The sequence below is a fragment of the Paenibacillus sp. GbtcB18 genome (assembly GCF_019091125.1).
GTDB classification, from domain to species: Bacteria; Bacillota; Bacilli; order Paenibacillales; family NBRC-103111; genus Paenibacillus_F; species Paenibacillus_F chitinolyticus.
Map to the genome: position 1 here is coordinate 93713 of NZ_JAGXJX010000003.1, position 26109 is coordinate 119821.

27 protein-coding genes and 1 pseudogene are annotated in these 26109 nt (G+C 46.9%); 2 read left to right on the top strand and 26 right to left on the bottom strand.

Features of this window, described 5'->3' with window-relative positions; genetic code table 11:
* Positions 1–20: 20 nt before the first annotated feature.
* The 4 genes from KVT34_RS10855 to KVT34_RS10870 all read right to left on the bottom strand — a co-directional run bounded on the left by KVT34_RS10855 (position 21) and on the right by KVT34_RS10870 (position 2954).
* Entirely contained in the window at positions 21–275 is a 255-nt protein-coding gene (locus tag KVT34_RS10855) for a DUF6366 family protein (protein ID WP_254634772.1), read from the bottom strand.
* Positions 276–359: 84 nt separating this feature from the next.
* Positions 360–1256 carry an RCC1 domain-containing protein gene (locus tag KVT34_RS10860; protein WP_217558633.1) on the bottom strand — a complete coding sequence of 299 codons (897 nt, stop codon included), beginning with the start codon at positions 1254–1256 and terminating at the stop codon, positions 360–362.
* A gap of 40 nt (positions 1257–1296) precedes the next feature.
* Entirely contained in the window at positions 1297–2004 is a 708-nt protein-coding gene (locus KVT34_RS10865) for a DNA alkylation repair protein (RefSeq protein ID WP_217558634.1), read from the bottom strand.
* Between the two features lie 41 nt (positions 2005–2045).
* Positions 2046–2954 (bottom strand): LysR family transcriptional regulator, encoded by a 909-nt coding sequence (locus tag KVT34_RS10870; protein ID WP_217558635.1) that lies wholly within the window; start codon positions 2952–2954, stop codon positions 2046–2048.
* Positions 2955–3097: 143 nt separating this feature from the next.
* Between KVT34_RS10870 and KVT34_RS10875 the strand changes: the two genes are divergently transcribed.
* Positions 3098–4117, top strand: a complete 1020-nt coding sequence (locus tag KVT34_RS10875; RefSeq protein ID WP_217558636.1) for an alpha/beta fold hydrolase — start codon at positions 3098–3100, stop codon at positions 4115–4117.
* A gap of 199 nt (positions 4118–4316) precedes the next feature.
* Here the strand turns inward: KVT34_RS10875 and KVT34_RS10880 are convergent, their stop codons facing one another.
* The 3 genes from KVT34_RS10880 to KVT34_RS10890 form a co-directional block, all read right to left on the bottom strand.
* Positions 4317–5222, bottom strand: a complete 906-nt coding sequence (locus KVT34_RS10880) for an NAD(P)-dependent oxidoreductase (protein WP_254634773.1) — start codon at positions 5220–5222, stop codon at positions 4317–4319.
* A gap of 118 nt (positions 5223–5340) precedes the next feature.
* Positions 5341–5706 carry a MerR family transcriptional regulator gene (locus KVT34_RS10885; RefSeq protein ID WP_217558639.1) on the bottom strand — a complete coding sequence of 122 codons (366 nt, stop codon included), beginning with the start codon at positions 5704–5706 and terminating at the stop codon, positions 5341–5343.
* A 39-nt stretch (positions 5707–5745) separates the two neighbouring features.
* On the bottom strand, positions 5746–6225 hold the full coding sequence (locus KVT34_RS10890; RefSeq protein WP_217558640.1) for a GyrI-like domain-containing protein: 480 nt from the start codon (positions 6223–6225) through the stop codon (positions 5746–5748).
* 101 nt (positions 6226–6326) lie between these two features.
* Here KVT34_RS10890 and KVT34_RS10895 point away from each other — a divergent pair.
* A pseudogene (locus tag KVT34_RS10895) lies at positions 6327–6518 on the top strand (HTH domain-containing protein); the annotation flags it as partial.
* Positions 6519–6908: 390 nt separating this feature from the next.
* Here KVT34_RS10895 and KVT34_RS10900 read toward each other — a convergent pair.
* The 19 genes from KVT34_RS10900 to KVT34_RS10985 form a co-directional block, all read right to left on the bottom strand.
* Positions 6909–7292, bottom strand: coding sequence for a hypothetical protein (locus KVT34_RS10900; RefSeq protein WP_217558642.1), 384 nt, complete (start codon positions 7290–7292; stop codon positions 6909–6911).
* A 241-nt stretch (positions 7293–7533) separates the two neighbouring features.
* Positions 7534–7635 (bottom strand): IS66 family insertion sequence element accessory protein TnpA, encoded by a 102-nt coding sequence (gene tnpA / locus KVT34_RS32945; RefSeq protein WP_483311434.1) that lies wholly within the window; start codon positions 7633–7635, stop codon positions 7534–7536.
* 91 nt (positions 7636–7726) lie between these two features.
* Positions 7727–8221 carry a DUF4358 domain-containing protein gene (locus KVT34_RS10905; protein WP_217558643.1) on the bottom strand — a complete coding sequence of 165 codons (495 nt, stop codon included), beginning with the start codon at positions 8219–8221 and terminating at the stop codon, positions 7727–7729.
* 4 nt (positions 8222–8225) lie between these two features.
* Positions 8226–9383, bottom strand: coding sequence for a DHHW family protein (locus KVT34_RS10910; protein ID WP_217558644.1), 1158 nt, complete (start codon positions 9381–9383; stop codon positions 8226–8228).
* Between the two features lie 14 nt (positions 9384–9397).
* The gene (locus KVT34_RS10915; RefSeq protein ID WP_217558645.1) at positions 9398–10804 is read right to left on the bottom strand and encodes an MBOAT family O-acyltransferase; all 1407 of its coding nucleotides are present in this window, start codon (positions 10802–10804) and stop codon (positions 9398–9400) included.
* A gap of 33 nt (positions 10805–10837) precedes the next feature.
* Positions 10838–11551, bottom strand: a complete 714-nt coding sequence (locus KVT34_RS10920; protein WP_254634774.1) for a GDSL-type esterase/lipase family protein — start codon at positions 11549–11551, stop codon at positions 10838–10840.
* A gap of 59 nt (positions 11552–11610) precedes the next feature.
* Complete coding sequence (locus tag KVT34_RS10925) at positions 11611–12363, bottom strand: polysaccharide deacetylase family protein (RefSeq protein WP_483311436.1); 753 nt, start codon at positions 12361–12363, stop codon at positions 11611–11613.
* Positions 12364–12625: 262 nt separating this feature from the next.
* A complete protein-coding gene (locus tag KVT34_RS10930; protein ID WP_217558646.1) occupies positions 12626–13318 on the bottom strand; it encodes a response regulator transcription factor in 693 nt (230 codons plus the stop codon).
* A gap of 131 nt (positions 13319–13449) precedes the next feature.
* A complete protein-coding gene (locus KVT34_RS10935) occupies positions 13450–15276 on the bottom strand; it encodes a sensor histidine kinase (protein WP_217558647.1) in 1827 nt (608 codons plus the stop codon).
* Positions 15277–15440: 164 nt separating this feature from the next.
* Positions 15441–16442 carry an NADP-dependent oxidoreductase gene (locus KVT34_RS10940; RefSeq protein WP_217558648.1) on the bottom strand — a complete coding sequence of 334 codons (1002 nt, stop codon included), beginning with the start codon at positions 16440–16442 and terminating at the stop codon, positions 15441–15443.
* 107 nt (positions 16443–16549) lie between these two features.
* Positions 16550–16864, bottom strand: a complete 315-nt coding sequence (locus KVT34_RS10945) for an ArsR/SmtB family transcription factor (RefSeq protein WP_217558649.1) — start codon at positions 16862–16864, stop codon at positions 16550–16552.
* 896 nt (positions 16865–17760) lie between these two features.
* Positions 17761–18528, bottom strand: a complete 768-nt coding sequence (locus KVT34_RS10950; protein WP_217558650.1) for an ABC transporter permease — start codon at positions 18526–18528, stop codon at positions 17761–17763.
* Positions 18529–19299 carry an ABC transporter ATP-binding protein gene (locus KVT34_RS10955; RefSeq protein ID WP_254634775.1) on the bottom strand — a complete coding sequence of 257 codons (771 nt, stop codon included), beginning with the start codon at positions 19297–19299 and terminating at the stop codon, positions 18529–18531. It abuts the gene before it with no gap.
* A gap of 24 nt (positions 19300–19323) precedes the next feature.
* On the bottom strand, positions 19324–20193 hold the full coding sequence (locus tag KVT34_RS10960; RefSeq protein ID WP_217558651.1) for a pentapeptide repeat-containing protein: 870 nt from the start codon (positions 20191–20193) through the stop codon (positions 19324–19326).
* 14 nt (positions 20194–20207) lie between these two features.
* Complete coding sequence (locus KVT34_RS10965; RefSeq protein WP_217558653.1) at positions 20208–20537, bottom strand: PadR family transcriptional regulator; 330 nt, start codon at positions 20535–20537, stop codon at positions 20208–20210.
* A 336-nt stretch (positions 20538–20873) separates the two neighbouring features.
* On the bottom strand, positions 20874–22085 hold the full coding sequence (locus KVT34_RS10970; protein ID WP_217558654.1) for a macrolide family glycosyltransferase: 1212 nt from the start codon (positions 22083–22085) through the stop codon (positions 20874–20876).
* Between the two features lie 72 nt (positions 22086–22157).
* Complete coding sequence (locus tag KVT34_RS10975) at positions 22158–23534, bottom strand: MFS transporter (protein WP_483311437.1); 1377 nt, start codon at positions 23532–23534, stop codon at positions 22158–22160.
* A 479-nt stretch (positions 23535–24013) separates the two neighbouring features.
* Entirely contained in the window at positions 24014–24913 is a 900-nt protein-coding gene (locus KVT34_RS10980; protein WP_217558656.1) for an EamA family transporter, read from the bottom strand.
* A gap of 202 nt (positions 24914–25115) precedes the next feature.
* Positions 25116–26003 (bottom strand): LysR family transcriptional regulator, encoded by an 888-nt coding sequence (locus KVT34_RS10985; protein WP_217558658.1) that lies wholly within the window; start codon positions 26001–26003, stop codon positions 25116–25118.
* Positions 26004–26109: the final 106 nt, after the last annotated feature.

Sequence of the window (26109 nt, forward strand, 5' to 3'; positions counted from 1 at the left end):
TTGCTTTGGAGCGACTCATCTTACTTTAAGACTATGGATGCAGCCACAATTCCTAGGATGATGACAAGAATAAGAATTCCAGTGCTTTTCCAACCTAAACTACCTGTTAAATCAGCAAGGTTTCCATTTTCAGCCCGATTAAACGCATCGCTCATATTTCCGGTCGGATTACTTTTTAATTCTTCGTGCCTTAGTCTTTCTCTTCTTCTTTCAGGAGTTTCATTCTCATTACTAACACCCCCGTTTTCACTTATTCTAACATAGGATATTGACAAAATTCCCCTTTAAAATAACAATCTTTTAGAAAAACAACCTAAAACAAAAAAAGCCGCAAAGATGCGACTTACTATATTGAGAATCTAATCTATGGGCAGTCGGATGCCGCGCCAGCCGCTTACATCGCACTGGCCATATTCATTATCCCCCACAGCAACCATCGTGCCGTCCGATTTAAGTCCGACAGTATGAGCGCAGCCAGCCGCTACCGCCACCATATCACGCCAGCCGCATACGTTGCATTGGCCATGCTCATTCCGGCCCGCAGCCACTACAGTACCGTCTTCTTTTAGACCGACGGTATGATAACTGCCCGCGGCTACCGCTACAATACCGCGCCAGCCGCTTACATCACGTTGGCCATGCTTATTCAAACCGACAGCCGCCACCGTGCCGTCCGATTTAAGTCCGACGGTGTGAAGGTAGCCTGCCGCAATCGCCACCATATCGCGCCAACCGCTCACATCACACTGGCCATACCGGTTATTCCCCACACTCGTCACCGTGCCGTCCGATTTAAGCCCGGCGGTATGCCAGTCGCCCGCCGCTACCGCGGTTATATCACGCCAGCCGCTTACATTGCATTGGCCTTCATGATTTCGGCCCGCAGCCACCACCGTACCATCCGATTTAAGCCCGACGGTACGACGCCAACCCGCAGCCACCGCCACAATGTCGCGCCAGTCGTTCACATCGCATTGGTTATGCTTATTCCAACCCACAGCCGCCACCGTTCCGTCCGATACAAGGCCGACTGTATGAGCGTTACCCGTGTTCGTCGCCATATGAACATTGCCTGCCGCAACCGCCACCATATCGTGCCAGCCGGTTACATCGCATTGACCGTATGTATTATCTCCTACAGCCGTCACCGTTCCGTCCGATTTAAGACCAACGGTATGACGACGGCCAGCCGCTAGGGTCACTTTAGGCCACTGTTTCACCTGTCCCTCCGATTCAATCGGTGAAGTGGAGTCCATGTTTTACCTCCTTGAAAACAAGACCTATCTTATTTCATACCTAACACCTGACATATTTTCGTTTGAAACCGATCTGCCCTTTATCTACCGCTTTTTGAATAGTAACGGAAGCGTTCAAAAACTTGCTTTTTGCGGTATCGCGATTGACTTCCACCGGGCCTGTTTCCTTCGCAATCGCGACCGCCTTATCATGGAGAGGCAGATAGGATACTCCCACCGTGTAAATGAAATTGTTCATCGCGTACTTCGTACGATCGGGGGCATCATGAATCGTGTTTTTAACAAGTTCCAGCATACCGGCTATTTTCTCTTCCGAAAATTCACGGTCCGGACGATTCCCGAGCAGCCAGCAGTAACAGCTCCAGCCTGCCGACCTTTTTAGCTCCGTATCGCTTGCAATCCATGTATCGGAAACGGTTTGCGCTATATCCGTTTCTGCCAAAGTTACGGCTACCACATAATCCGATAACATATAAAAATAAGCTTTATCCATCCACCGTTCAAAATCCGCTTCAGTCATTGCTTCAGGATCCGCGATCATGCCGGCAAAGTACATAGCATCATAATTTCCAGTAGCATAGAGCTGCTCGGCCAACGGTTGATTGCGTTTTATTTTCCTGAACAGAGGCTTCATTGCACCTGTGGCCACGCCAAAAAGCGGTTCGTGCGCGCCGTTGGCTTGGTATATTTTCTTCGTGCGTTCCTTGCCGAGAGCTTCAAGCTCTCCCATAACCGTTTCCAGATTCATGATTTGCACTTCCTTTTTATTGGGATCTATCGCTGAATAGGCTAAACAATTCTGTTCTCTTCCTCTATTCCGATAACCTCCCTTGCCGTTTCTATAAAAGATAACAGGATGGGTGAAAGCCACTTGTCTTTATGCCATAACATTTGTGTGTACACGTGCAAGTCCGGAATTTGCCAAGGAAGAGCGACAAGGTCGCCCCGTTCAACTTCGGCTTTCGCCGTTATTTCTGGAAGAAAGGCAATACCGATTCCCGTAATGGCACATTGTTTAATGGCTTCGGCACTTTGAAACTCTAAATACGTAATGCTGTCAATGCCCTCTTTCTCAAATGGCCTGTCAAACATGGTTCGATAAGGACAACCTTTTTCATTCGTCAGAAACACTTCCCCTTGAAAATCTTCCAGCTGCAGGTCAGTTCGTTTCGCAAGGGGATGATCGGGAGCGGCGAAAAAACGAAAAGTTTCTTCCAGCATCGGTTCCACGGCAAGTCCGCTTGAACGAATGGATTCGTCCAGCACAAAGACGACATCCGCGGTACCCTCAAAGAGCGTTTGCTTGAGTTCTTGGTTGGGAACGGAACGAAAAATGAGACGAACTCCCGGATGACGCGAACGAAATAAGTGAAAGACAACGGGAAGCCGATAGGCGCAAAGAACCTCGTTGGCACTTATCGTTAGGGTGCCGCTTAGATTTTCAGTGTCATGAACGTCACTGCGGGCTTCGTCCAATTTGTTTAGAACCTCTTGAGTATGAGTTAAAAAGCGCTTCCCCGCCGTGGTGAGAACGAGCTGCTTGCCCAAGCGGTCAAAGAGACGAACGCCAAGCTCATCCTCCAATGCTTTTATTTGCATCGTGACGTTGGAGGGAACATAGTTCAGCACTTCCGCAGCCCGACTGAAGTTTAAAGTGAATGCAACCGTACGGAACGTATTCAGTTGGCGCAATTCCATCCTCCCATCCCCCTTTTACTTTCAATATTATTGAAAACTACTATGAATTTTATTCACTTTTATTGAGAGTATCATGGATTTATACTAACAACAAGAAATACATTCTAACCGAATGGTTTCATTTTGAAGGGAGCGACTATACGATGGATTATGAAATTTTTGATTTGGGTGACGTAACCTTGCAATCGGGAGTGATATTACCGAGCGCTTTTCTTGCTTATAAGACTTATGGAAGATTGAATGAAAAGAAAGATAATGTCATCGTTTATCCAACTGCTTTTGGCGACCACCATGTGCAGAATGAATGGCTGATTGGTAACGGCATGGCACTTGATCCGCAAAAATATTTCATTATCGTTCCAAATCTGCTGGGCAACGGATTATCTTCTTCTCCCAGCAACACGCCCGCCCCATTCGACCGGGCTAATTTTCCGCAAGTAACCATTTATGACAACGTTAAATTCCAGCATCGCCTGGTGACCGAAAAATTCGGCATTCAAAAGATCGCTCTCGTAGTGGGATGGTCCATGGGAGGCATTCAATCCTTCCAATGGGGGGCAAGTTATCCGGACATGGTGGAACGAATCGCACCTTTCGCGGGAGTTGCCAAGACTTGGCCCCAAACGCATGTGGTTCTGGAAGGAATGAGAGCTCCGCTCATGGCTGCAGTCCGCTTCGATTCAAGTAAACTAAACGAGTTGACTTCTGAAGACATGCGCGCCGTTGGCCGTGTCTATGCGGGATGGGGCGTATCGGAGGCGTTTTACAGAGAGGGACTTTATCGGGAGATGGGATTTGACTCCTTGGCGGATTTTATAGTTGGCGTCTGGGAAAATAGCTTTATGCAGATGGATCCGCACAATGTCCTCGCTATGTTATGGACGGGCCAGCATTCAGATATTAGCGCAAACCCCGACTATAACGGTGATTTCGATAAGGCGCTCAGAAGTATTAAAGCGCATGCCTGCGTCATGCCGGGGAGCACGGATCTTTTCTGCCCGGCGAATGATAACGAATACGAGGCTAAGCTTATGCCTAATGCCGTTTTTAATCCTATCGAGTCGATCTGGGGGCATTTTGCCGGTCGCGGAATCAACCGTGACGACAATCAATTTATTGATGACAACCTAAAACGCTTGTTGGCGCTTCGTATTGACGGATAGTTCATCGTCAGAATGCGGCCGATCTTTGCTGCCGATCGTAGTATGAGGTCACCGGAACTTCCTGGTCGACCTCTTTTTTTATGCGGTCGTGCTTGCTGAGCAATTTTGTCCGTTAACTCTGAGAAGGCCGCCGATCAATTCGCCCGCAGCTCGTACAGCGGCAAGTTTAAAGGCCACCCCGTAAGGAATGGCCTCCTGCTTATGTACGAACACCGGATGATTTCTTGAAGATTTCAATGAGGCTGGTAAAGCTGCCGCCGGCGTGGCCCTTTTCCATACCTCGCTTGAAAATATCCAGAACGGCGGATGGCAAAGCGATGTCGATGCCGGCATCTTCGGTCGTATGAACGACGTGCTCGACGCTTGCGTACCCCATGGCCAATCTGTCTACATCGCCGGGATGCTTACCACTGTCGAGTCGCGGCGTGTAAAACTCGACAAATGCAGGTAACGACGACAAGGTTGCTGAAGCATAGGGCAGGAACTGCTCTGCCGTAATGCCGTTCGCGCCCGCCACAGCAAGCGCGTGCAAGTAGCTCAGCATGGACGTCCAGAAAATATCCATCTGGATCTGATAATACAACATGGCAAGTCCGGGATCCTCACCTCGATAGTCCGTACCGGTAAGGACCTCCAGATCCGTCCGGTAAGCCTCGAAAACCTCCTCAGGACCGCTATAGTTCGTGGAAGAGTCCGGCTTGCCGATTCCGGAAGGCGGAACCTGCACTCCACCGGTGATCAAGCTGGCCCCGCGGCCCGTTAACCATTTCGCCGCCTTACGGACTTTCTCCGGGGTATCCGAACTCAGGTTAACGAGAACCTTGCCTGACAAATGTTCCGAAGCCGGTTCGAGGATCGCGTACATGACATCATAATCCGTTAGGCTTAGGACGACTAGTTCGTTAGCGGCCAACGCTTCGTTGATTGAGGATGCTTTGACGGCTCCCCTCGCTGCAAGCTCGTCTGCTTTATCGGGGGTCCGGTTCCACACGGTTACCTGATAACCGCGCTCAAGGTACACGCCCGCCATAGCCTGGCCCATCGGACCCAGGCCGATGACAGTCACCGATTTGCGATTCTCGGATGCATGCGCATTACGGTTCATTGTAAAAACTCCCTTCATGATGAATTCAAGCCCATCATAAAGGATTACACTAGTGTCAAAGTCAATACGAACAACCGGCTCTGGAACATTTCATCATGCCCGACGGGACCGCGCTGCGTCAGACGGTGGTTTTCTTCCTCTTCGTTATTTCGATTTGCCTCTCCAATACTCTTCTCAAATCATGAAGCGCTCCGATTTGATGATTCACATGGCCGAGCTTCTGTTCATATGTCGCCAGCATTTCCTCGCAAAATTCATATTCGTCAGGATCCGCGGTTTCGCCTCTGAACAAAGTTCCGATCTCATCTGTCGTTAATCCGAGCTTCAAGTATAGTTGAATCGACTTGACTCTTCCTACGGCCGATTCGCCGAAATCCCTATATTCGTTCTCCATTCTGACGGCATCCAAAAGGCCTTTGTTATTATAATGCCGGATCGACCTTATGCTTACACCGGTCAATCGCGACAACTCGCTTATTTTCACCCCGCCCGATCCTCCTTCTATGTTCGGTTACCTTAAGTTTCATCCTATTTCAACAGGGATCATGATTACAAATTCGGGGTCCTTTGAGTAGGGGTCTTGATGCATCGGGTATTCTTCGAAATGATTAACATCCCCTTGATGAAGCTTATAACCTTGACTCTCAATCCAGGCATACATATTGTTATAGGAACTATCAATCTTTTGTCCTTTTTTGTGCTCGCATTTAGCATAGGTTAATGTCGGAAGCGTAACGGTTGTCATTCCTTCCGGGATATCCTCGACTTTAGCAACTTCAACGACGGCATAATGGGTAAATCCACCCTCGGTAATCTGGTAAGATAGCCCCAGAAGAAGCTCCGGATTCAGGATATGTTTGATTTCTTTTAACCGATTGCGCATTTCGTCATGTACAACCCGAATTTCTCCCGCGTTCGCCTCTTCGAATGTACCTGCCCATTTCAATCCAACGGCACTAAAAGACTCTTTTGTAATAAGTCCGGCTTCATTCCTCTGTTCCATTTGTATCGCCTCCCAGATAAACATGGCTTGGTTTATATGTTCTATTTTATAATAGAACGATGACAGATGCTGTCAGAATATCATGTGAACGGGTGAAAAAGTTGACTAAAACACAGCGGCTGCATGATGTCATGGCTCGGATTTACGAAATACAGAAGTTTACGGTCGATGAACCGGCACAAGAGTTCCATGTGTCCTATCGAACCATGCTTAGATATTTGCAAGAATTAAGTGGCATGGGGGTTCCTTTGTACTCTGAGGTTGGAAAGCATGGCGGGTACAGTCTATTAAAAAATTCTTCATTTAACAGGCTCAGCAGCCGGTCAATCGTTTGATAAATATTCGTACGCTTGCATCGATTCTTCAGTCAAAATAAAACAAGCTGGTGTACCGGTAGGGTCCCGGAGCCAGCTTGCACTTTAAAAGTTTTTTCAATGTTCACAAAAATGAGGATCGCATAAAATGCTTCTCTCCATTCGTAAACGTCAAACTCTCCACACCTTCAACTACTAACTTAGCTATGAGATCATGAGATTAACCTGAATACGGAGGGTAACTCATGAATGCCAAAGTCTGCGTACCCATGCTGGAACTGCAGTCAACAGGCCGAGCTTTTTAGGGATCTTATTGGAACGACTTCTCGATATTATTCCTGACTTACGTTTCTGTAATTGATTTCTGTATCAGATAAAAGGACGTCGAATAACTTTAATAATGCGTGCCCCTTTACTAATCAGTCTTTGTGCCTGAGCCACATTGATTCTTACGAGTACCGCTTCATCGGTAGAATTTTCTACATCGAATACAGAAAATATCTGACCATTCGCGAATAGTACTCCCTTCAGCTCAACTTTCTTTCCACGAGTCGGTCTCGGAACGGTACTTTGAATTTTGCATCGCATTACACCCGCACGTATAAGACGTCGTGCTTGGTCAGCCGTCGCTCTAATAGCGAATAATGGATCGATTTCAACGCCCGGTGCTTTTGCTTCAATTTCTGCTATTAGAAAAAATTGCTTCCCAATGTGAGCGATACAATTCGAACCAATAGTAACTGGATTTGCCACTGTTCATCACCCCCTCCGTCACATGGTATGAGGGATAAGAACATTCAGAAATGGATAATCGCATAGGAATGAATGATATATTTTGACCTTCTATAACTGGGGAGACAAAATGTACAAAACATAGGGCTTAAATATATACAGGGGATGCTTGGGTATGAGAAGGCATCCACTACTCAGATCTATGCCCAGTTACGAGGAGAACGGCGTAAAGAACTTTACTCAAATAATAAGTTTTTCTATTTCATTGATTGGCACTGCACCATGCTACCATCGTGAGTCCGCTGGCCTTATAAGCTTCAATGTGTTTCGCCCACTCGTTTTGTCGTTGATCTCTTTTTGTCATGAGGCAACCTCCTCATTTAAGATGCCTTCATTTTCTCATGAGCTTGAGGCTCTTGAAAGGTGGGGAGTATTTTATGTTTACCTCCATTCAATCATTTGCCAAGAGCTTCATCAAAAGCGCGTTCAATTAACCGGGCATCTTTAGAAACCGCAAAAAGAACGTAGCTCCCTTTTACCTTCAAAACATGCTTGTTAATTAGAACATATTCGTCGGGCCGATAGTCTTTGAACTTTACGGTCTGTTCGTCAATTCTCTTCAATAACCTCTGTTTCACGTAATCGGACTTCCCTTCTTCCTTCACACGAATGACTGCAATTTCATCCGCTTTTACATTGGAAGAAGCGGTATACAAAATAACGTCTTCCACAACGTCCGGTTCGAGACCATACAGTTTCAGTGCTTTTTCGAGGTCTCCCTTCTTCAGATTATCTAAGTTCACGGACTGTTCGATACGCTTTCCTATCTCATCGGCCGGAATAACTTCACTCTTCCCTTTGCCTGAGCATCCCGCAGCTATCCATAAGCCGGCAAGCAGTAAAATCAGCAGCGCTCCTTTAAGGCTTCTGTTCGTTAGGTTGTTGAGCATGGTGTTAACTCCTTCCTTTTTCCACGGGCCCTGCCATTCTATAGAGAGACTCATCTTCGAAAAAAGTGTGTAAATTATAAAGCACCAGCATGTCATGAATCTGGTTGTCCTCCAGCAGTTTCCGGATATCCTCTTCGTAATAGCGGGGATCGACCACAAAGATTTCACTGAAATGCGGAGTCAAAAAAGGAACCAGACTGTTGGCGTATGAATCTTTGACAACAAGCAGCTTCCTCTTTTCCCGGCTGCCGGTTTTGATTTTCACGAGAGCATGGTTGCCGTTCATAAACAGCGCATACTTATCCTTTTTGCTTAAATAGTCAAAATTGTACAAAGAAGCGGACGTCTGCTTTTCAGCGGTATATTCTACCGTATAGGCGTCGGGGACTTTAGGAAGGAACAGTTTCACACTGTCAGGCTGCACGAATTTATAGCCGCTTGCGGAATACTGCGTGCCATAGAAAGCATTTGATACCTCACGTATCGTAAAATCTTTTTCTTCTTTAGGCACGAAGCCCATCTGCTGACCCAACTCCCGATAAGCGTAGAAAGCACCTCGCATCGTCCAATGATGATCCGTACGATAGTAGATCTCTTCATTCCGCTTCGTATGCAGCGCCGGATACACATCGACGAAAGAGATATTTTGAAGCTGCCCGCGTACTTTCTCCATTTTTTCGAGCATCTTCTCGCCCGCAACATAATGGGGGACCTTTTCCGTAAGAACACTGAGCGCCGTAGGTGCAAGCATGACATACGTATGTACGCCAGGTACCAGGCTTGCCAGGCCGTTTAAAGCTTCCGCCTTCTTCTGCAATTCGCTATCGGCAGGCGGGTTAAACTTCTGCAGCAGGTATCCGTCCTTGCCGATGTAGACCCCGTTGCTCTCCTTCTTCCCCAAAAGCTGATCGGTACCCGATTTTATCCCGATCCAGATATCTCTCAGCATAAACTGATCGGAGATGTATGCCTCGAAATCGGACGTAAACGTTCCATCCAGCAGACTCCCCAGCGATAAGGACGGCCGTTGTTCGAGGCTGCGGTTTTCCGCTTCGGAAAAATCCCGGGAGGGTATCAGCAGATTAACGGCAAAAATCAAATAGATTGCGGTCAATAGAACGAACGTCATGCTTGCAGCCGGGGGTTTAAAAAATCTTTTCATGCCGCTTCTCCCCTTTAAAATCGGAAATATAGAAAGGGATTATACGTTGCATTGACCAGATAAGCGGTCGATAAGAGCAGGAACAAGGCGTATAAACCCGGTAGAATAACAGCGCCGGTTTTTTTGTATGTTTTCGTAAAAGAAGACAAAGCCTTCCCAGGAAGCGGAGTGGCGCACACGGCACACACAATCAGCAGGAGAAAGTTGGTCGAAAGAGCATACATGGAGGCCATGTCCGTGATCACGTGTCCTCCTATACCGAATAGGATTCCGATAAAAACAACGGCTTGCGGCAGTTGTTCATTCTCGAAGATGACCCATCCCACGATCACTATAACGAGTGTATACAAGTGACCGATGAAAGCGGGTCTTCGCTTGAGCCAGTTCAGTACATACAATTTCTCCAAGGAAATGAAGAAGCCGAAATACAGCCCCCACAAAATGAAATTCCAGTTCGCTCCGTGCCACAGTCCCGTTAATAACCAGACGATTCCCATATTTCGTAATTGTTTGAGGCGTCCTATCCGGTTGCCGCCTAAAGGAACGTAAACATACTCCCTAAACCAGGAACCGAGCGATATATGCCACCTGCGCCAAAATTCCGTAACACTTCTGGATATATACGGGTAATTAAAGTTTTTCATAAAATCAAATCCGAGCATTCTCCCGAGTCCCCGCGCCATATCCGAATAGCCGCTAAAATCGAAGTAAATCTGCAGCGTAAAAGCGAGGATGCTTATCCAGGCGGATAGGACGCTGAGTTCCGCGAAGGGCTCCGCTTTTACACTTGTCCACAGCAGTCCGATGTTATTGGCGAGCAGGACTTTTTTGGCCAGTCCCCGAATGAACAACCGTGCTCCCTCGCCGAAGTCGCTTAGCGTCACCCTCCTCTCCCTCAATTGTCCGGCTACGTCCCCGTATTTAACGATCGGACCTGCGATAAGCTGCGGAAACATGGACACATAAGCGCCAAAGGTAATCGGATTTTTTTGCGCGGGTATTTTATTTTGATAAACATCGATGATGTAAGATAGGGTCTGAAACGTATAGAATGAAATTCCCAGCGGGAGAGGAAGATCCGTTGCGTTCATATGAAGTCCAAAGGCTTCATTCAGGTTATTCACCACAAATCCCGCATATTTAAAGAACCCTAGCATCCCCAAATCCACAAGAAGAGATCCCATAAAGACAGTTCTGGCGATTCGTTTCCGATCCCGGTATTTCTCAATCAGCAGCCCGTTCATATAGCCGAATAATGTTGAAAACATCATTAGGACGATGTAAACGGGCTCGCCCCACGCATAGAACAGCAAACTTACGATAAGCAGGATTGCATTGCGGAATGGTTTGGGAGAAACATAATAGAGCACTAATGTCAGGGGAAGAAATAAATAAAGAAACAGGAGACTGCTGAAGACCAACTCTATTACCTCCTAGGTCTTTCTATGGTGCCGTTATTTCACATAAGCTTTCAAAGCATCCAGAAAAATCGTATAATACCCGGATTTGAAATGAATGCCGTCCGAATCATACAAATCAGGGCTATATTGAATAAGCGATGTCAGATCAACGAAGCCGGTCTTCTCGCTTGCCGCCAGTTCTTTCAGTCCCTGGTTGTAATCCGCGATATTTTTATAACGGGGTTCTTGCTTCTCCGCCGCTTCCGTTACGGGAGTGACGGTCAAAATGGTAATCTTTGCATTCGGGAGTTTTTCTTTAATTTTTGTAATCAGTGTCTTGTAATGCTTCAAGGAATATTCCTTAGGATTTTCAGTCGGCCATAAAATGTCATCCGAACCGAGTTGGAGAAACACCTGCTTGGGATTACGTCCGGTTAAATCGTCTATATCCTCCGTCATCAAGCAGAACTCGGCCGTTTTTCCGGCCCCGGCCAAAACGTTTGCTTTGTCCAGAACATCATGAAAGGATAACCCTTCCGTAATGGAGTCTCCCAGGAAAACAACCGATTTAAACTGCGTTTTATAGGAAGACGTAGAGGATGTGGGAAGTGGAGACTGCGATGCGGTGAGAGGCATCGTCTGCCCGCTCTCCTGTTTGACAGTCCCGCACGCCGACAAGCTTAAGGCAAGAAGTCCCGCAAATGCAGCCGCCGCCCATTTTTTATATGCTGTGTGTGATGTTTTTGAAGTTGTCGTTATTGGTTTCATATCTATGTTCCTCTCCGATTCTGGTTGAATTTCAGTACTAATCAGCTCAATAAACGTTCTCATAGCCGTTCATCCTTCGTGAAATTCAGCGAAAAATGCTTCGCATCGTCATAGACTCCGAATGTATAGCCCTGTTTTTTATAGAAGTCTATAATGTCCGGCAAAACCTTAAGGGTTTGCGGCTTTTCATGAAGCAGGACGATCTCGGTTTTCCGCTTGGTCGTATTCTTGATCGTGGTCAGTATTTCTTGCGGCCGGCCACTAAGATTCCAGTCATTGGAATCGATTGTCCAGTCCCATACTTTAATTTTTGCTTCGGCCAGTTGGTCGCGGATTTTCTTATCCGACAGCCCCGGTGCGGAACCGTAGGGAGGACGTACGAGATGCGGCGACTTGCCGGTTATATCGCGGATGAGAGATAACGTTTGCTTCATTTCGTTTACAAACTGTCCATCTTCATACAGGGTCTTGTAAACATGCGTCATGCTGTGCCCGCCGATATAATGTCCCTCCAGCGACGCACGTTTGACAGCGGAGTGCAGCTTTTCCCGCTCCAAATTTCTCCCTTGCATGAAGAAGGTTGACTTAACGCCCTTCTCCTTCAACACGTCCAGAAATTGATTCGTTAATTCGCTCGGTCCATCGTCAAAGGTTAAGTACACAACCTTACCGGATGTTGACGGCGTCGGCTGAGCGGCTTTTTCATTTACTAGCACCTTCTCGTTCTGCAAGGCCTCCGCTTTATCCAAAAACGAAGGAAACTCATAGAATCCATAAAGCAGCACAAGGAAGGCCCCCGTAAACAATCCCAATCTCCATTTCCGTCTGCCGATGCTTCTTCTTTGTTTGGGTCTGCCATGTTGTTGCCGGGTCAATTTCTACTCAACTCCTCTCTCTCTGTTAATTGAAAGTTTAGTAGAGCCGTATAAAGATGAGATGCAGACCAAATCCAGTTCACTTAAAGTTTGAACGTATGAAATAGAAAAAGCGGAGAGCCGTAAGCTCTCCGCTTTGTAACTTTGCGTTTCTATGGATTTCAAGTAGGCTGGCCTCTACTGCCGGTCAGGATAAGCCTTATTCTTGCGGCTCCTCGAATTTGTAACCGGAGCGAATAACTGTTACGACACAGGCGGATTTGGCCCCCAGTTTAGAGCGTAAGTTCCGAATGTGGCTGTTTACCGTGCGTTCGTCGCCGACAAAATCGTAGCCCCATATTTTAGTGATCAGTTGATCTCTTGTAATGATATTGCCCTTGTTCTGCATGAGACAGGCAAGCAGTTCGAACTCCGTATGAGTCAAAAAGCAAGGCTCGCCGTCGACCGTAACCATGCGTGAAAGAAAATTAAGTGTTATCCCGCCGCTGGACAACAAGTTGCCCGTCTGTTCGCTTGCCTGCCCGCTAACCTGGCGTCCTTCCAGCAGTCTCTTCGCTCTTGCGAGTAAAATAGCCGGGCTGTACGGCTTGGTGACATAATCATCGGCTCCCAGCTCGAACCCGAGCAGCGTATCGTCCTCATCCATACGAGCGGTCAGCATAATAATGGGAACGGTTGAATTTTTGCGGATCCGCTGACAGACAGACCAGCCGTCCAAGCCGGGCAGCATAATATCGAGCAGAATCAGATGAACTTCATGATCGTGGAATAAGTCCAGCGCTTCTCTGCCATCACCGGCCTCCAGTACTTTGTATCCTTCATCGGTCAAGTAATCTTTCATGATTTCCCGTAAAATGGGTTCGTCTTCAACAATAAGAACAGTTTTATTCATCCGGTAAACTCCTGTGAGGAAAATGTTGTCGCAAGAAACGCGGGAAATGGAAGATCCGAGCCGGTTCAACATACACTTGTCCAGCATAACAGGGAACTGTGCAGATAAGATGCAGAAGTCTAATTTTGCGTCTACTTTCCTTTTTTATTCAAATAAAAGTAGAAGAGAACCCCGTCGGATGTATTGGTTACGCCATAAGCCGCGTCATGCATGTCTAAAATCTTCTTCGAAATAGCGAGACCAAGGCCGGTTCCTCCGGTTGACCGCTGGCGAGAAGGCTCGACCCGATAAAATCGATCCCAGATTTTTTCCAATTGTTCGTCAGGAATGTGCGCTCCTTTATTTTCAATGCAAATTTTAACCTTGTCTTGTTCTTCCATGGTTGTTATGAGGATGGACTGCCGTTCAGTCGTATAACGTATGGCGTTGGTAAGGAAATTAATGATGACCTGCTCAATCCTCAGCTCGCTCCCCACTACTTCCACATGTCCAACCGACGTGTTCAGATGCAATTGCTTGTCCGAGATGTCTACCGCCAGTTTTCCGCATATCTGGTTGATGATCGTATCGATGTAAAAAGAGCCCATCTTCATTTTATAGGTTCCCGATTCGTATTTGGCCAACTCCAGCATATCCGCGATCAACAGATTCATTCGTTTGACTTCGTCTTCCATCGCGTTAAAATAATAATCCCGCTTGTGGCTGACAATTCCGTCTTTAAGAATCGAAAGACAGCTCTGGATAACGCTTAACGGTGTCTTCAATTCATGCGAAACCCCGGAAATAAATTCTTTTCGCGTATGCTCCAGCTGCTTTTCTTTCTCTATGTCTTCATTGAGACGGAGGATATGGGAATGCAGCCTCTCGGAAAGCACGTTGATGTTGTTCGACAAGTCGCCGATCTCATCCATGGTCGTAACCGGAATTTTTTCCGAAAAATCAAGGCCGGCCATTTGCTTCGTCATCCTTGTGATACGCAGCAGCGGCCGTGCGATCCGCCGGGAATAATAGAACGAGGCCAGCAGCACAAGCAGCAGAGTCGCTAAGGCCGTATAAACATAATAATGCTGCATAACTCCCGCGGCTTCATTCACAGGCTGCAGCGATGTCATCGCAATAAGGTAGGCGGGATTTCCGCCCCGGTCCTCGAAACGATTCACGAACATTTTGTAGTTCACGTGATTTTCTTCATAGTCTATAATTTGATTCGCGTCACGGGTAGGATCATAGTCACCGTATAACAGATTAGCCTCGAAAGCTTTGATACGCTCCAGAAACAAGTGGTTCATATAACGCGTATTTCCTGCACCTTCCGGTATTTGTACTTTCGTAATCGTTCCGGAGGCCAAGATGTTGGGGTACTTTTCATGATATTCGGTAGGACTTGGATATCGGCTAACGACTTCGTATTCCTTGTTCACCATCTGCCGATTTTCCAATCGATTTTCTTCCCGAAGATTGGCAGAGCTCCACCCCATCCGCTGAATATCGAGCTGGTTGCTTATCTCTACCCCTTCAACGGTAATCGATTCCCCTTCTTTGATCCATGGATCCGTAAACGTGTTTCCGCTGAAAAAATTCTCTACATTCAGAAATTTATAGAGTGGGATTTTTATCGTACGCCCCGAATAATCGGGATCATTGTTCGAATGGTTCAGCTTAATCTCCATAAAAAAATCTTCGGTATTTGTCAAACTGCCACGTGAATCCAGTACGGCATACCACGTGTTATACTTTTGATAAAATTGTTGTTCCAGTCTAGCGGCTGTTTGTGCATCCCCGGCGTTTTTCAGGTACTCGTTTTTATAAGCCAGGAGACCTGCGTTTACATCCTCCACTTTTTGATTCACATAAAATTGTTTAAAAAATACGGTTTGTCCAATAAAAATAATAGCCAGAATGAGCATACATAATGCGGTCGTTAACAAAAAAAGCTTAAGAACAATGCCTTTTCTCATATTTGCCCACCTGTCCATAATCCTAGCGAACGATTGTAATACCGGCTCATTATTTATTCATCCTTTAGATAGGTTAATGTCCCCATCATACCACACGATTGAAAACGGTAAACATGAGCATTTTGGTTGATGTGCTCATGCAGGAACGTCCGCGGCGGCGGCTCTTACTTTATTCTGATGACTACTTTTCCCTTGGCCCTTCCGCTTTCCAGGTAATTAAATGCTTGCCCGGCGTCTTTCAAAGGATACACCTTATCCATAATAGGCCTAATGAGACCTCCTTCAATAAATTCCTTTAAAACCTTCAATTGTTCTCCGCTCGGTTTCATAAAAAGGAAGTGATACCTTGTTCCGCTCCCCTTCTCGAGGGTTTTGATTTTACGGCCCGCGATGGACAAAATGGTTGTTTTCATCCAACCCAATTTCGCTTCTTTGCCAAATCTGGCGTTTGGCATACCGGAGATGGATACAATTTGTCCGCCTGGTTTTAGTATGCGGAATGATTTTTCCAAGGCTTCTCCTCCTAAAGTATCAAAAACAGCGTCATATCCGGTCAGCATTTCTTCAAAATTTTCTTTTTTATAATTAATAATTAGATCGGCCCCCAACGATTTGACCAATTCATAGCCTTTTTCACTTGCTGTTGTGGCAACAAAAGCGCCCATCAGCTTGGCCAATTGGATGGCGAAAGTTCCGACGCCTCCCGAACCTGCGTGAATCAAAATTTTCTGGCCTTTTTGAAGATGTAATAGATCGACAAAAGCCTGGTAAGTCGTAAGTCCAATCAACGGTATCGATGCCGCTTCTTCAAAGGTTAGATTGTGCGGTTTCAGCCAAATATCTTCCTCGTGAACAGCAATAAATTCGGCTAATGTTCCGATTCGATTTTTGCGGGGTCTTCCGTAAACTTCATCTCCAGGTTTAAATGTATTCACCCGATCGCCAACCTTGACTACAACCCCGGAGAAATCATTTCCTAAGATTAGCGGAAACTTGTAATTCAGCAGGAATTTCATTTTCCCTTCCTTAATTTTAAAATCAATCGGATTTAAGCTGGCTGCATGAATTTTCACGAGCACATCATGTTCTCCGATAGTAGGCGTTGGTTGTTCTGTCAACACTAAAGGGACATTTTTCCCGTATTTCTCAATGATCATAGCTTTCATTTGAAATCACTCCATATATGATTATTAGTTTAAACGAACGAACCAAATGTGCAAAATAAATGTCCCGCTGCAGTATTCCCCCTTCAAGTCTTAGGGTAAACATGGCGTCATTTGCATTCATCTTCAACGGCAGTAATTAATGATTTGAGCTGTTCAAGTGGTTTACGGACAGTCAATACATAATAGTTCTCTACGCCTTTTTTTTCGGATGTAATAAAACCGGACTGTTTCAACACCTTTAAATGATGGGATACAGCAGGTCTGGACAAATCCATATGGCCCGATATTGTATTTACATTAAGTCCCGATTTATTCTGTGCCAACAGCATAATAATAGCTTGACGGTTTTCATCGGTCAGTACTTCCAATAGAGGGATACAATTTTTAAATTGTTGGAGAACATGCTCGGTTTGCTGGCTCATACGATCCACCCATTTCGTTCATTCGTTTAAACTATTAAACGTAATTATAGCTATTTTCTTAACAAAATCAAGCTCAAGCTGAGGGTTTCAAGCAAGCGGAACCGATCGAATCAGGTCCCTTGCTGAATAACACCATGGGCTGTATCCGGCGATAGCTGCCAGCTCATCTCTTGTAATCATTTGATTGTATTTTTACTGCATATAAGTAACCGTACGCTCAATTCTTTGTTCCAGTGTGTATTCATCTGTTTGTCGTTCTTGTTGTAATTCTTTTAATAAGTTGTATAAAATAAATTGCTTCACGATTATATGGAGATGTTCTGTACTTTCAGTGAGTGATATTCGAATATTTGCTACGACCGTTTCAGATACTTTTTGAACGTAATAGCCAGTCGTCGTATTTCCCCCCCCCTATTGCAGAGTGATTTCATTTTCGTGTCATATGTATTGAAGCTAATTAAAAAGTCCGAAAAATCAAGGTGATTTGTCTGGGTTAGTTGAATGACAGAGCCATTTTCAATGGCAATTAAGTGACCCAATATAATAGGCTCGCCAATTTGGGTTAGAATCAAGCATCTATAGACTCCATCACCCGTTGTATAACTCACCCTACTCGCAATCTCTGCAAAGTCCCAAGATCTAAGAACACTTCGCACTGAGATGGAAAACCATTTAATTCCAATAAGCTAAATAAGCAACATAAGAATTAAGATCATTCACGAAATTTAAGTTATCTTATTTACTACTTTCAACTTAACTAACAAAAAAACGCCCTCTCTACCGATTTTCAAAAATCAGCAAACAAGGCGCAAGTTTAGTTTAAGCTTCACTACATGTGTATACCGTTTACAACCGGTATGATCGTGACCCGCAAACAGAAGCTGATGTATCTTTTTTTATATCCGCTTTTTATACACTCTCATTGCAAAAATATATGCCAAGAGCATAATTCCGACACACCAAGCGATCGCGATCCATATATCGCTTCCAAGCGGCTGACCGGACAGCAAGGCACGGATGGCTTCTACGATTGAGGTGACAGGCTGGTTTTCGGCAAAAACGCGAACGGCGGTAGGCATGGATTCGGTTGGCACAAATGCGGAGCTGATGAAGGGCAGGAAGATAATCGGGTAGGAAAAGGCGCTGGCGCCATCGACCGTTTTTGCGGACAGTCCGGCGATTGCCGCGACCCAAGTCAGGGCCAGAGTAAACAACGCGAGGATGCCGGCTACGACAAGCCATGGCAGCACTCCCGCGGACGAACGAAAGCCCATAAGCAGTGCTGCGAGAATGATGACGACCACCGATATGGCGTTGGATAACAGCGAGGTCAGTACATGCCCCCAAAGCAAGGCGGAACGCGAAATCGGCATGGTGTGAAAACGCTCGAATATGCCCCTCTGCACATCGGTAAACAAACGGAATGACGTGTAGGATATTCCGCTGGCGATCGCCATAAGGAGGATTCCGGGCAGCAGGTAATTCACATAGTTATCCGTTCCGGTTTGAATCGCGCCGCCGAACACATAGACAAAAAGCAGCAGCATCGCGATGGGCATGATGGTGACCGTGACGATGGTGTCCATACTGCGAAAGATGTGGCGCATGGAACGTCCGAGCATAACGCTAATATCGATGAAGAAATGTTTCTTCGCCGTCTCCATTTACTTCCCCTCCTGGTTGCCGACGATTGCGAGGAAGATTTCCTCTAGTGTCGGTTGTTTTTCAACATACACAGTTTCTGTGGGCGGGAACATCTTTTTTAGGTCCTGGAGCGTGCCGCCCGCGATAATCCTGCCTTCGTGCAATATAGCAATTCGGTCGGCAAGCTGCTCGGCTTCCTCCAAATACTGCGTGGTAAGAAGTACCGTCGTCCCGCCGTCGGCAAGCTCTTTGACAATCTTCCACACCTCGATCCGTGCCTCGGGATCAAGCCCGGTGGTCGGCTCATCCAGAAAAATGATTTGCGGGTTACCCACAAGGCTCAAGGCGATGTCAAGCCTGCGGCGCATACCGCCTGAATAAGTGGAGGCCTTGCGGTCGGCGGCGTCTGTCAGGCCGAAGCGTTCAAGCATGTTATCCGCCACTTGACGCGGATTTTTGAGGTATCGCAGCTTGGCAATCATGATCAGATTTTCCCGCCCGGTCAATATTTCGTCGACGGCGGCGAATTGCCCGGTCAGGCCGATCGCCTGCCGCACATGATCGGGCCTGAGTACAGTATCGAACCCGTTTATGGCCGCGGTTCCACCGTCCGGTTTGAGCAGAGTGGTGAGGATTTTGACAACCGTTGTCTTGCCTGCCCCGTTGGAGCCGAGGAGAGCGAAAATACTCCCCTTTTCCACCTCGAAGTCCACGCCCTTCAGTACTTGATGCTGCTTGTAGGATTTTTGCAGTCCTTTTACTTCAATGGCCTTGGTTTGCACGGTTAGCATCGGATTCCCTCCCTTAAATGATGGTTAAATGACGGTAACTTTTGACAAATCGGCAACCCATAGGCCTTTAAGCGCGGCATAGGTCAGTTTATCCATCGTCGCACCGTCGAAGCAGACCGTTTTGAAGGCAAGGTAAGATTTATTGGTCACGGAAAAAGGCAGACGGAATGACACGTTCTTGAGGGTCGCTCCCTTAAACGAAACGTCGTTCAGTGCAGACTTGTCAAATTTGACGCCGACGAAGGTCTGCCCTTCAAAACTTTTCCCCCGCAGATCGCATAATTTGAAATCAACGCCGTTAAAAATACAGTTCTCAAAGATTGTTTTTCTAAGGTCGGTCTTCGTTAGCGTGACGTCGGTCAGTTTTGCGTCTTTAAATGTTGCTCCGTCCAGTCCGGATGTGCTGATGTGGGTGCGAACAAGGATGGTTTTATGAAAACTCGCATTCGTAAGGTCAAGGGTGGAAAAAGTGCAGTCCGTCAGATTTGCGCCGTCGAAATTGGCTTCACTCGCATTGCTGGCCGCAAACGAGCTGCCGGTCAAGTCAGCGCCGGCAAAGTCGGCTCCCTGCATCTCGCTCACTTTGAATTTTCCTTTGTGCAAAGTAACGCCCGCGAAGTCACTCTTTTGCAAGTTGATCGCACTCAGGTTGATCTGCACCTGCCGCTCCAGCGAGCGGGAGAGGTTGGCGACCTCCAGAATCGTCTCCTCAATATCGCCGATGCTCTCAACGGTCATCTTAAACGCCGTTTCATCGTCCTTACCTTCGGCTTTCAGTTCCGTGTAACGCTCCTGCAAATCGGATAGCAGGTCGGCCTTTAATTCGGTGACGCTTTTGACCCCGTCGTATGGCGTAAAAATGCCGTTCAAATAATTCGTCAATTTCTGATTCATTCCATCAAATCCCCTTATAATAAATTTTCTAACACGCGCTTTGCATACTCCCAATTGCTTTTGTTGCGGGCGTATGTATCCTTGCCTTTATCGGTAATCCTAAAATATTTGCGCCGTCCGCCCTGTGATTCATCGCCCCAATACCATTCGATGTCGCCGTCCGCTTCAAGCCGCCGGAAGCTGGAATACATCGTGGCTTCCTTTAATTCATACTCGCCGCCCGAACGCTCGGAGATCAGCTTGACAATCTCGTAACCGTAATGATCCGCTTCGGACAAGAGCCGTAAAATCATCGTATCCGTATGTCCGCGCAACAGGTCGGATGTGATCTTGTTCTCGCTCATTCAATCACCTCCATATCAGCATGATAAGACATATTACTATGACTGTCAAGGTAGTGTTTTTATTATAATACTTTGTCTTTAGTAATTCCTGTATCACGAAAAAAAACCGCGCAGAGCGCGGTTTTCTTGAACGTTCATTTTTTTAAGGTCCATCCTCTAGTATGGCTGCGCCACCCGGTCACTTAATCGCAATGAACAAAAACAGCGCTGCTGCAGCGCTTTTTGTAAAAACAGAAAAGCAGACCCTCCGGTCTGCTTTTTTCAATCCGTGCCGTAATCACAAAACCTCTGCCGCTGGAGTCCAAAAGACGTGTATTCGAGTACGGACTAGGACGATTAAACCTTCGCAAAATGGTTCATAATCGTATCGGCGGCCCGCTTATAACCTCCGGCCTGCCGTAAAGATTCACCGATGAGGCACGCCTGCTGTTTATACAGCGGATTGTTCAGCACTTCCGCTAATGCCTCTCTCAAAACAGCCGGGCTGAGGTTATGTTTATCCAAAGCGATACCCGCCCCCAGCTCCTGTACCCGATTGGCGACCAGAGGCTGATCCGACGTTAACGGAATCATCACCAACGGAACGTTGTAATAAAGCGCCTCACTGGTACTGTTCATTCCGGCATGCGTAACAAAAACATCCGTATGCTGGAGCATGTCTAGCTGCGCCACGTATGGCTTGACGATAAAATTAGCAGGAATCTCATCAGCCAGCGGTTTCATATCCGTGTATCTTCCTGAAGATAGAACGACATGGACCGGCAGATCTCCAAACGCTTCAAAGCAAAGCCGGTAGAAATCCAAGTTTTTGTTCAAAATGGTTCCCATGGCAATGTACACGGTTTGCGGGTATCGTTCACGAAGCTGCCCGAACGTGAAGGCCGGGGCATCTTGACGCGGTATGATCGAAGGACCGGCGAAAATAAAGCTGTCGTCCAGCTTCTCCGCCTCAGGCTGAAAATAACGGCTTGTATACACGAGCTTTAGCCGACCTGCATGTGCCGGAATCTCTTCCATGGCCGGAATACTTACTTGAAACTCCTCGGCTAACTCACGCGTTATCTTCATCGTGGCCTCATACAGTTCCTTCGTATCGGTTTCGTTCTCGTTCAGGCCTTGATCAGCCCCCAAAGGCTCCACGAAAGCAAAGGAGGCAATCGAACACACCGCGGGAATTCCCAGCTTCTCTGCTAGAATAGTCCCGCCCCAGCCCATCAGGGAATCAAAGATCAAATAATCGAACTTTTGATTTCCTATCACTCGAAGCACCTCGGGGATCATCCGCCGAATGATACCGCCTACCATCATATAGATGAACTGATACGGATGCGTGTATTCCTGCGGTTTCATCACCGGATCATGAGAGAAAGCATCTTGCGGAAATGGATAGGTAAGTAACTCGGCTCCGGTTTGTTCAATTCGGGAACGGTACTCTTCCGTGCACACATAGACAACTTCCTCGCCCTTGTCCGTCAACTGAGTGACTAAGCCCAACGACGGATTCACATGGCCTTCAGCCGGAGTAATTACAACTAACACACGTGCCATCTCGCCCACCTCCGAATTCAATAAATTCCCCCGCTCTTCATGTTGTGGTTGCTGCGACATATCCGTTATCCGTTACATGGGAAGCTTGTTCTGCTCATGCCCCATCGGATGATGTTCTTGATGACCGAGTTCTGTAATTCTTAAGGATGCCAGAAAACTTAACAAGACAAAAACCAATTGGAGCGTCAGCACGATCAAAACCCCTGCAGATAGGCCCCACTGTAAAGTTTGGGCCAACGCGATTAAAGCGCCGCTTACTCCAATGCTCACTCCCATACAGAAAGAATCCACAAATTGGAGAGTCGCGGACACTTCTCCCTCATTCCCGGGCTCGGCATGTTGTAAAGCGATGGTCCCGGTTGTAGGGTTGGCTAAGCCGACGCCGAATCCTGTAATCAATTGCGACAGCAAGAAGAGCATAATTCCACCGCCCGACAATATATGGCCCAGGATCACAAGTACAGTTCCGGTGATCATAATCCCGATTCCCAGCATGACTCTGCGTTTTCGGCCGCGGCCTCGGTCTCGTGCATCTAGCTTGGCTTGCAGCCACGCTGCGGCGGACCAGCTCAAAGAGCCTGCGGCTACAAGCAGGCCTGCAAACTCTGCCGAGACCCCCTTCACTTCGGTGAGCGCCAAGATCACGAAACTCTCCGTCGCAAAATAACAGGCGACATACAGCCCTCTGGAAACCAGAGTGGCGGGCAGCCCCTTTTTCACCGAAAAAGTACCTGTGGGCAGCAGCTTGCGCAGCAGCGGGATCATGACGAATAACCCGCCCAAAGTGAGCACAATTCCTTTCCAATCGGTTATCATACCGAGCCCGGTGAGTAACAGCCCCGTTCCAACGGCAAGTAGAACCGCACGGATAACCTTCGGACCGGCTGGTGCTGAACCCGTTTTGGCTTGACCGATCAGAGCTTGCCGGAGCTGCAAATCACGGAAAGAGCGGAATGTTAGGCTTAATGCCAATACAAGTAAGGGCAAAACAATCCAGAAAACCAACCGCCACGAGCTATAGGAAGCAATAAGCCCTGCCACATAAGGTCCGATTAAGGAAGGCAGGACAAATGCCATGGAAAATGCCGCTAAGATTTGAGTGCGGAGAGCATCCGGATAACGCAACGTTACACTGGCATACACACATGTGATCAGGGCTCCCGCCCCAAAACCTTGAAGGATTCTTCCGGCAATAAGCATATGCATATCGAAGGAAACAGCCGCAACCACGATACCTAGTACAAAAATACCAAACGACACAAGCATGGATGTAAAAACGCCGCGCTTGTCAACCTGCTGCCCCATGAACAAGGTCCCTACAAGCTGAGATAACAAAAATGCGCTGAAGATCCAACCGTATAAAGGTATGCCCTGCAAGCTTTGTGCCAGTTTCGGGGCTATTGTCGTAATGGCCAGCCCCTCAAAAGCTACGGTTGTCAGAACCAGCATAATCCCAATCGTCAACGCTCTGTACGGAGTATCGAAAATCCCAATCTGTTTGGAGTTTTTTGGCTCCCCCACCCCCATGATTTTTAATGTAAAAATAAACCATATTTGGCACTGCAAATATACAATACCTACAATACTTTGTAAAGGAAAAACTTTACAAAGTATCATTTATAGGAAATTTATTCGAATTGTCCACGCGATTTACTCCGGTTTTGATCGATCCCTTTCTTTCACGACAAATCGAACACCCGCATGCCTATATCGGCATGCGGGTGACGAAAGACGGTACATTCAGCATGAGCAGCTGCCGATCGGCCGGTATGGTCCTCTGACAGAAAAATAGCGAGAAACTTAATTTTTATTAACGTAGTTAATATTTAGCTGCATTATTTCGTGTGATGTCACTCCGAACCTTATACATAGACCTATAACGTAAAAAAAGCCGCAAATATGCGACTTTTTTACTGGCGCTGCCGAGCTCATGTTGCGGAACTTTGCTGGACGACGGCTTTTTTAGAGGACGTTACGTTCCCTGCCGCTATGCCTCCCAAGATGAGGACTACCCCGACCCATTGCAAAAAGTTTACATGCTCGGACAAAATGAGAGAAGACATGGACACGGCTACCGGGAGCTCGGAGGCTGTCAGGATCGTGCCAAGACCCGGACCGATACGCGGCATTCCGATCGAAAACAACAGCGGCGGAAGAACGACTCCAAAAAAACCGAGCAGCAGCCCATATGGCGCAATCCCCAACAAGACGGACATATCCAGCAGGAACGTCGGCGGAAGTAATACAAATACTACGATTAGACCACCGGTGGAGAGCAAGGCGCTTTTCTGAACGGGCGCAACATCTTTTCCGACGGAGCCGCTGAGAAAAATGAATGCAGTGAAGGTCAAAGCCGAGAGAGAAGCCCAAACCATTCCCTTCCAAGAAAGCACGATTCCGCTTTTGGAAACGAGATTGGCGGCTAGAACGGAGCCGATCAGCAGGACGGCTATCGAGATTATCTTCACTGCGCTCGTTTTTTTTTTATAAAGAATCCATTCCAAAAGGGTCCCGATCCATACAAACTGAAATAAAAAAATAATGGCGAGCGAAGCGTTTAACGTTAACAGGGAATTGTAATAAAATACGCCTGTCAGGCCAAACGGAATTCCGGATGCAAGCAGTTGAACGATCCGTTTAAACGGCAGCTTCCGTTTTTTGGTAACCGCCACTAATAACCAGGAAAGCAAAGCCCCGAATAAATACTGGCCGCCCGACACTGCCGAAACCGAAAAACCTGCCGAGTATGCAAGCTTCACAAAGGTCGATAACAATCCGTAGCAGCATCCCCCCAAAAAAACAATACATGCGTAGTGCCAAGTTTTCATTGTTTTCCTCCTTATTCAAATAAAAAACCACACGGTTGTCGAAAGACAACCGTGTGGCGAAAATAGAGTTTCCTCTGTAAAAATCCACGTCCTGGATGAAACAGGTTTTAGTATTCAAATTCTTACCCAGTATAAAAGCAGCTCTAAAGATTGTCAATGTCCATTTGCCATGAGGGTTTACGAAGAATTCAATCGACAGACTTCAATGGGACAACACATTTCTAGCCAATTCGATAAAGCCCCTAAACGAGGGTGATATCCATTTCTCTTGATGCCATAACATTTGAGTAGCAAATCGTATTTCAGATAAATCCCAAGGCAAGACGATCAGTTCCCCTCGCTCCACTTCTCCTTTAATCACCATTTCAGGCAGCAGGGCAATGCCTAGCCCCGTCATGGCGCACTGTTTAATGGCTTCCGCACTGTTAAACTCCAGCTCGGTCAAGCTGTCTGCCCCTTTTTTCAACAAGGTGCGATAGAAATAGTTCCGGTAAGAGCAGCCTTTTTCGCTCAATAGAACATGCTCACCGTGAAAGTCCTCTATGCTTAACGTGGAACGCGAAGCTAACGGATGATCGGGGGAAACGACCATATGAAACGGTTCGTCCAGCAATAGCTCCGTATGAAGGTCCACCGATACGGCAGGTTCGTCCAGCATAAAAACCACATCCGCATGTCCCTCTCGCAGACTCTGTTTCAAATTGTGGCTGGACAAGGGCCGGAACAAAAGACGAACGCGCGGATAGCGCTCGCGAAAAAGCCGGAGTAACGCGGGTAACCGATACGTACAGAGCACTTCGTCTGCACCGATTATAACAGTACCGGCCAACTCCCCGTTCTGACTTGAGACATGCCGCGCCTCTTCAATATCATTTAAGATTTTGTTGGCGTAGGGCAAGAACTGGTAGCCTGCGTCTGTTAGCACAACTGTCTTGCCCAGGCGATCCAACAACTTGACTCCCAATTCTTCCTCCAAAGCTTTGATTTGCATCGTTACCGTAGACGGAACATAGTTCAGTGATTCGGCAGTGCGGCTAAAACTGCGGGTGGAAGCAAGCGTCCAAAATGTTTTCAGCTGGCGGATTTCCATGTGGAAAGCACCTCTTCATTCAAAATAAATGAACATTCGAATCAAAAACGTTTCATTGATTTGATAGTAATCCTATCGTAGAGTAAAAATCAAGCTTCGCCGCTTG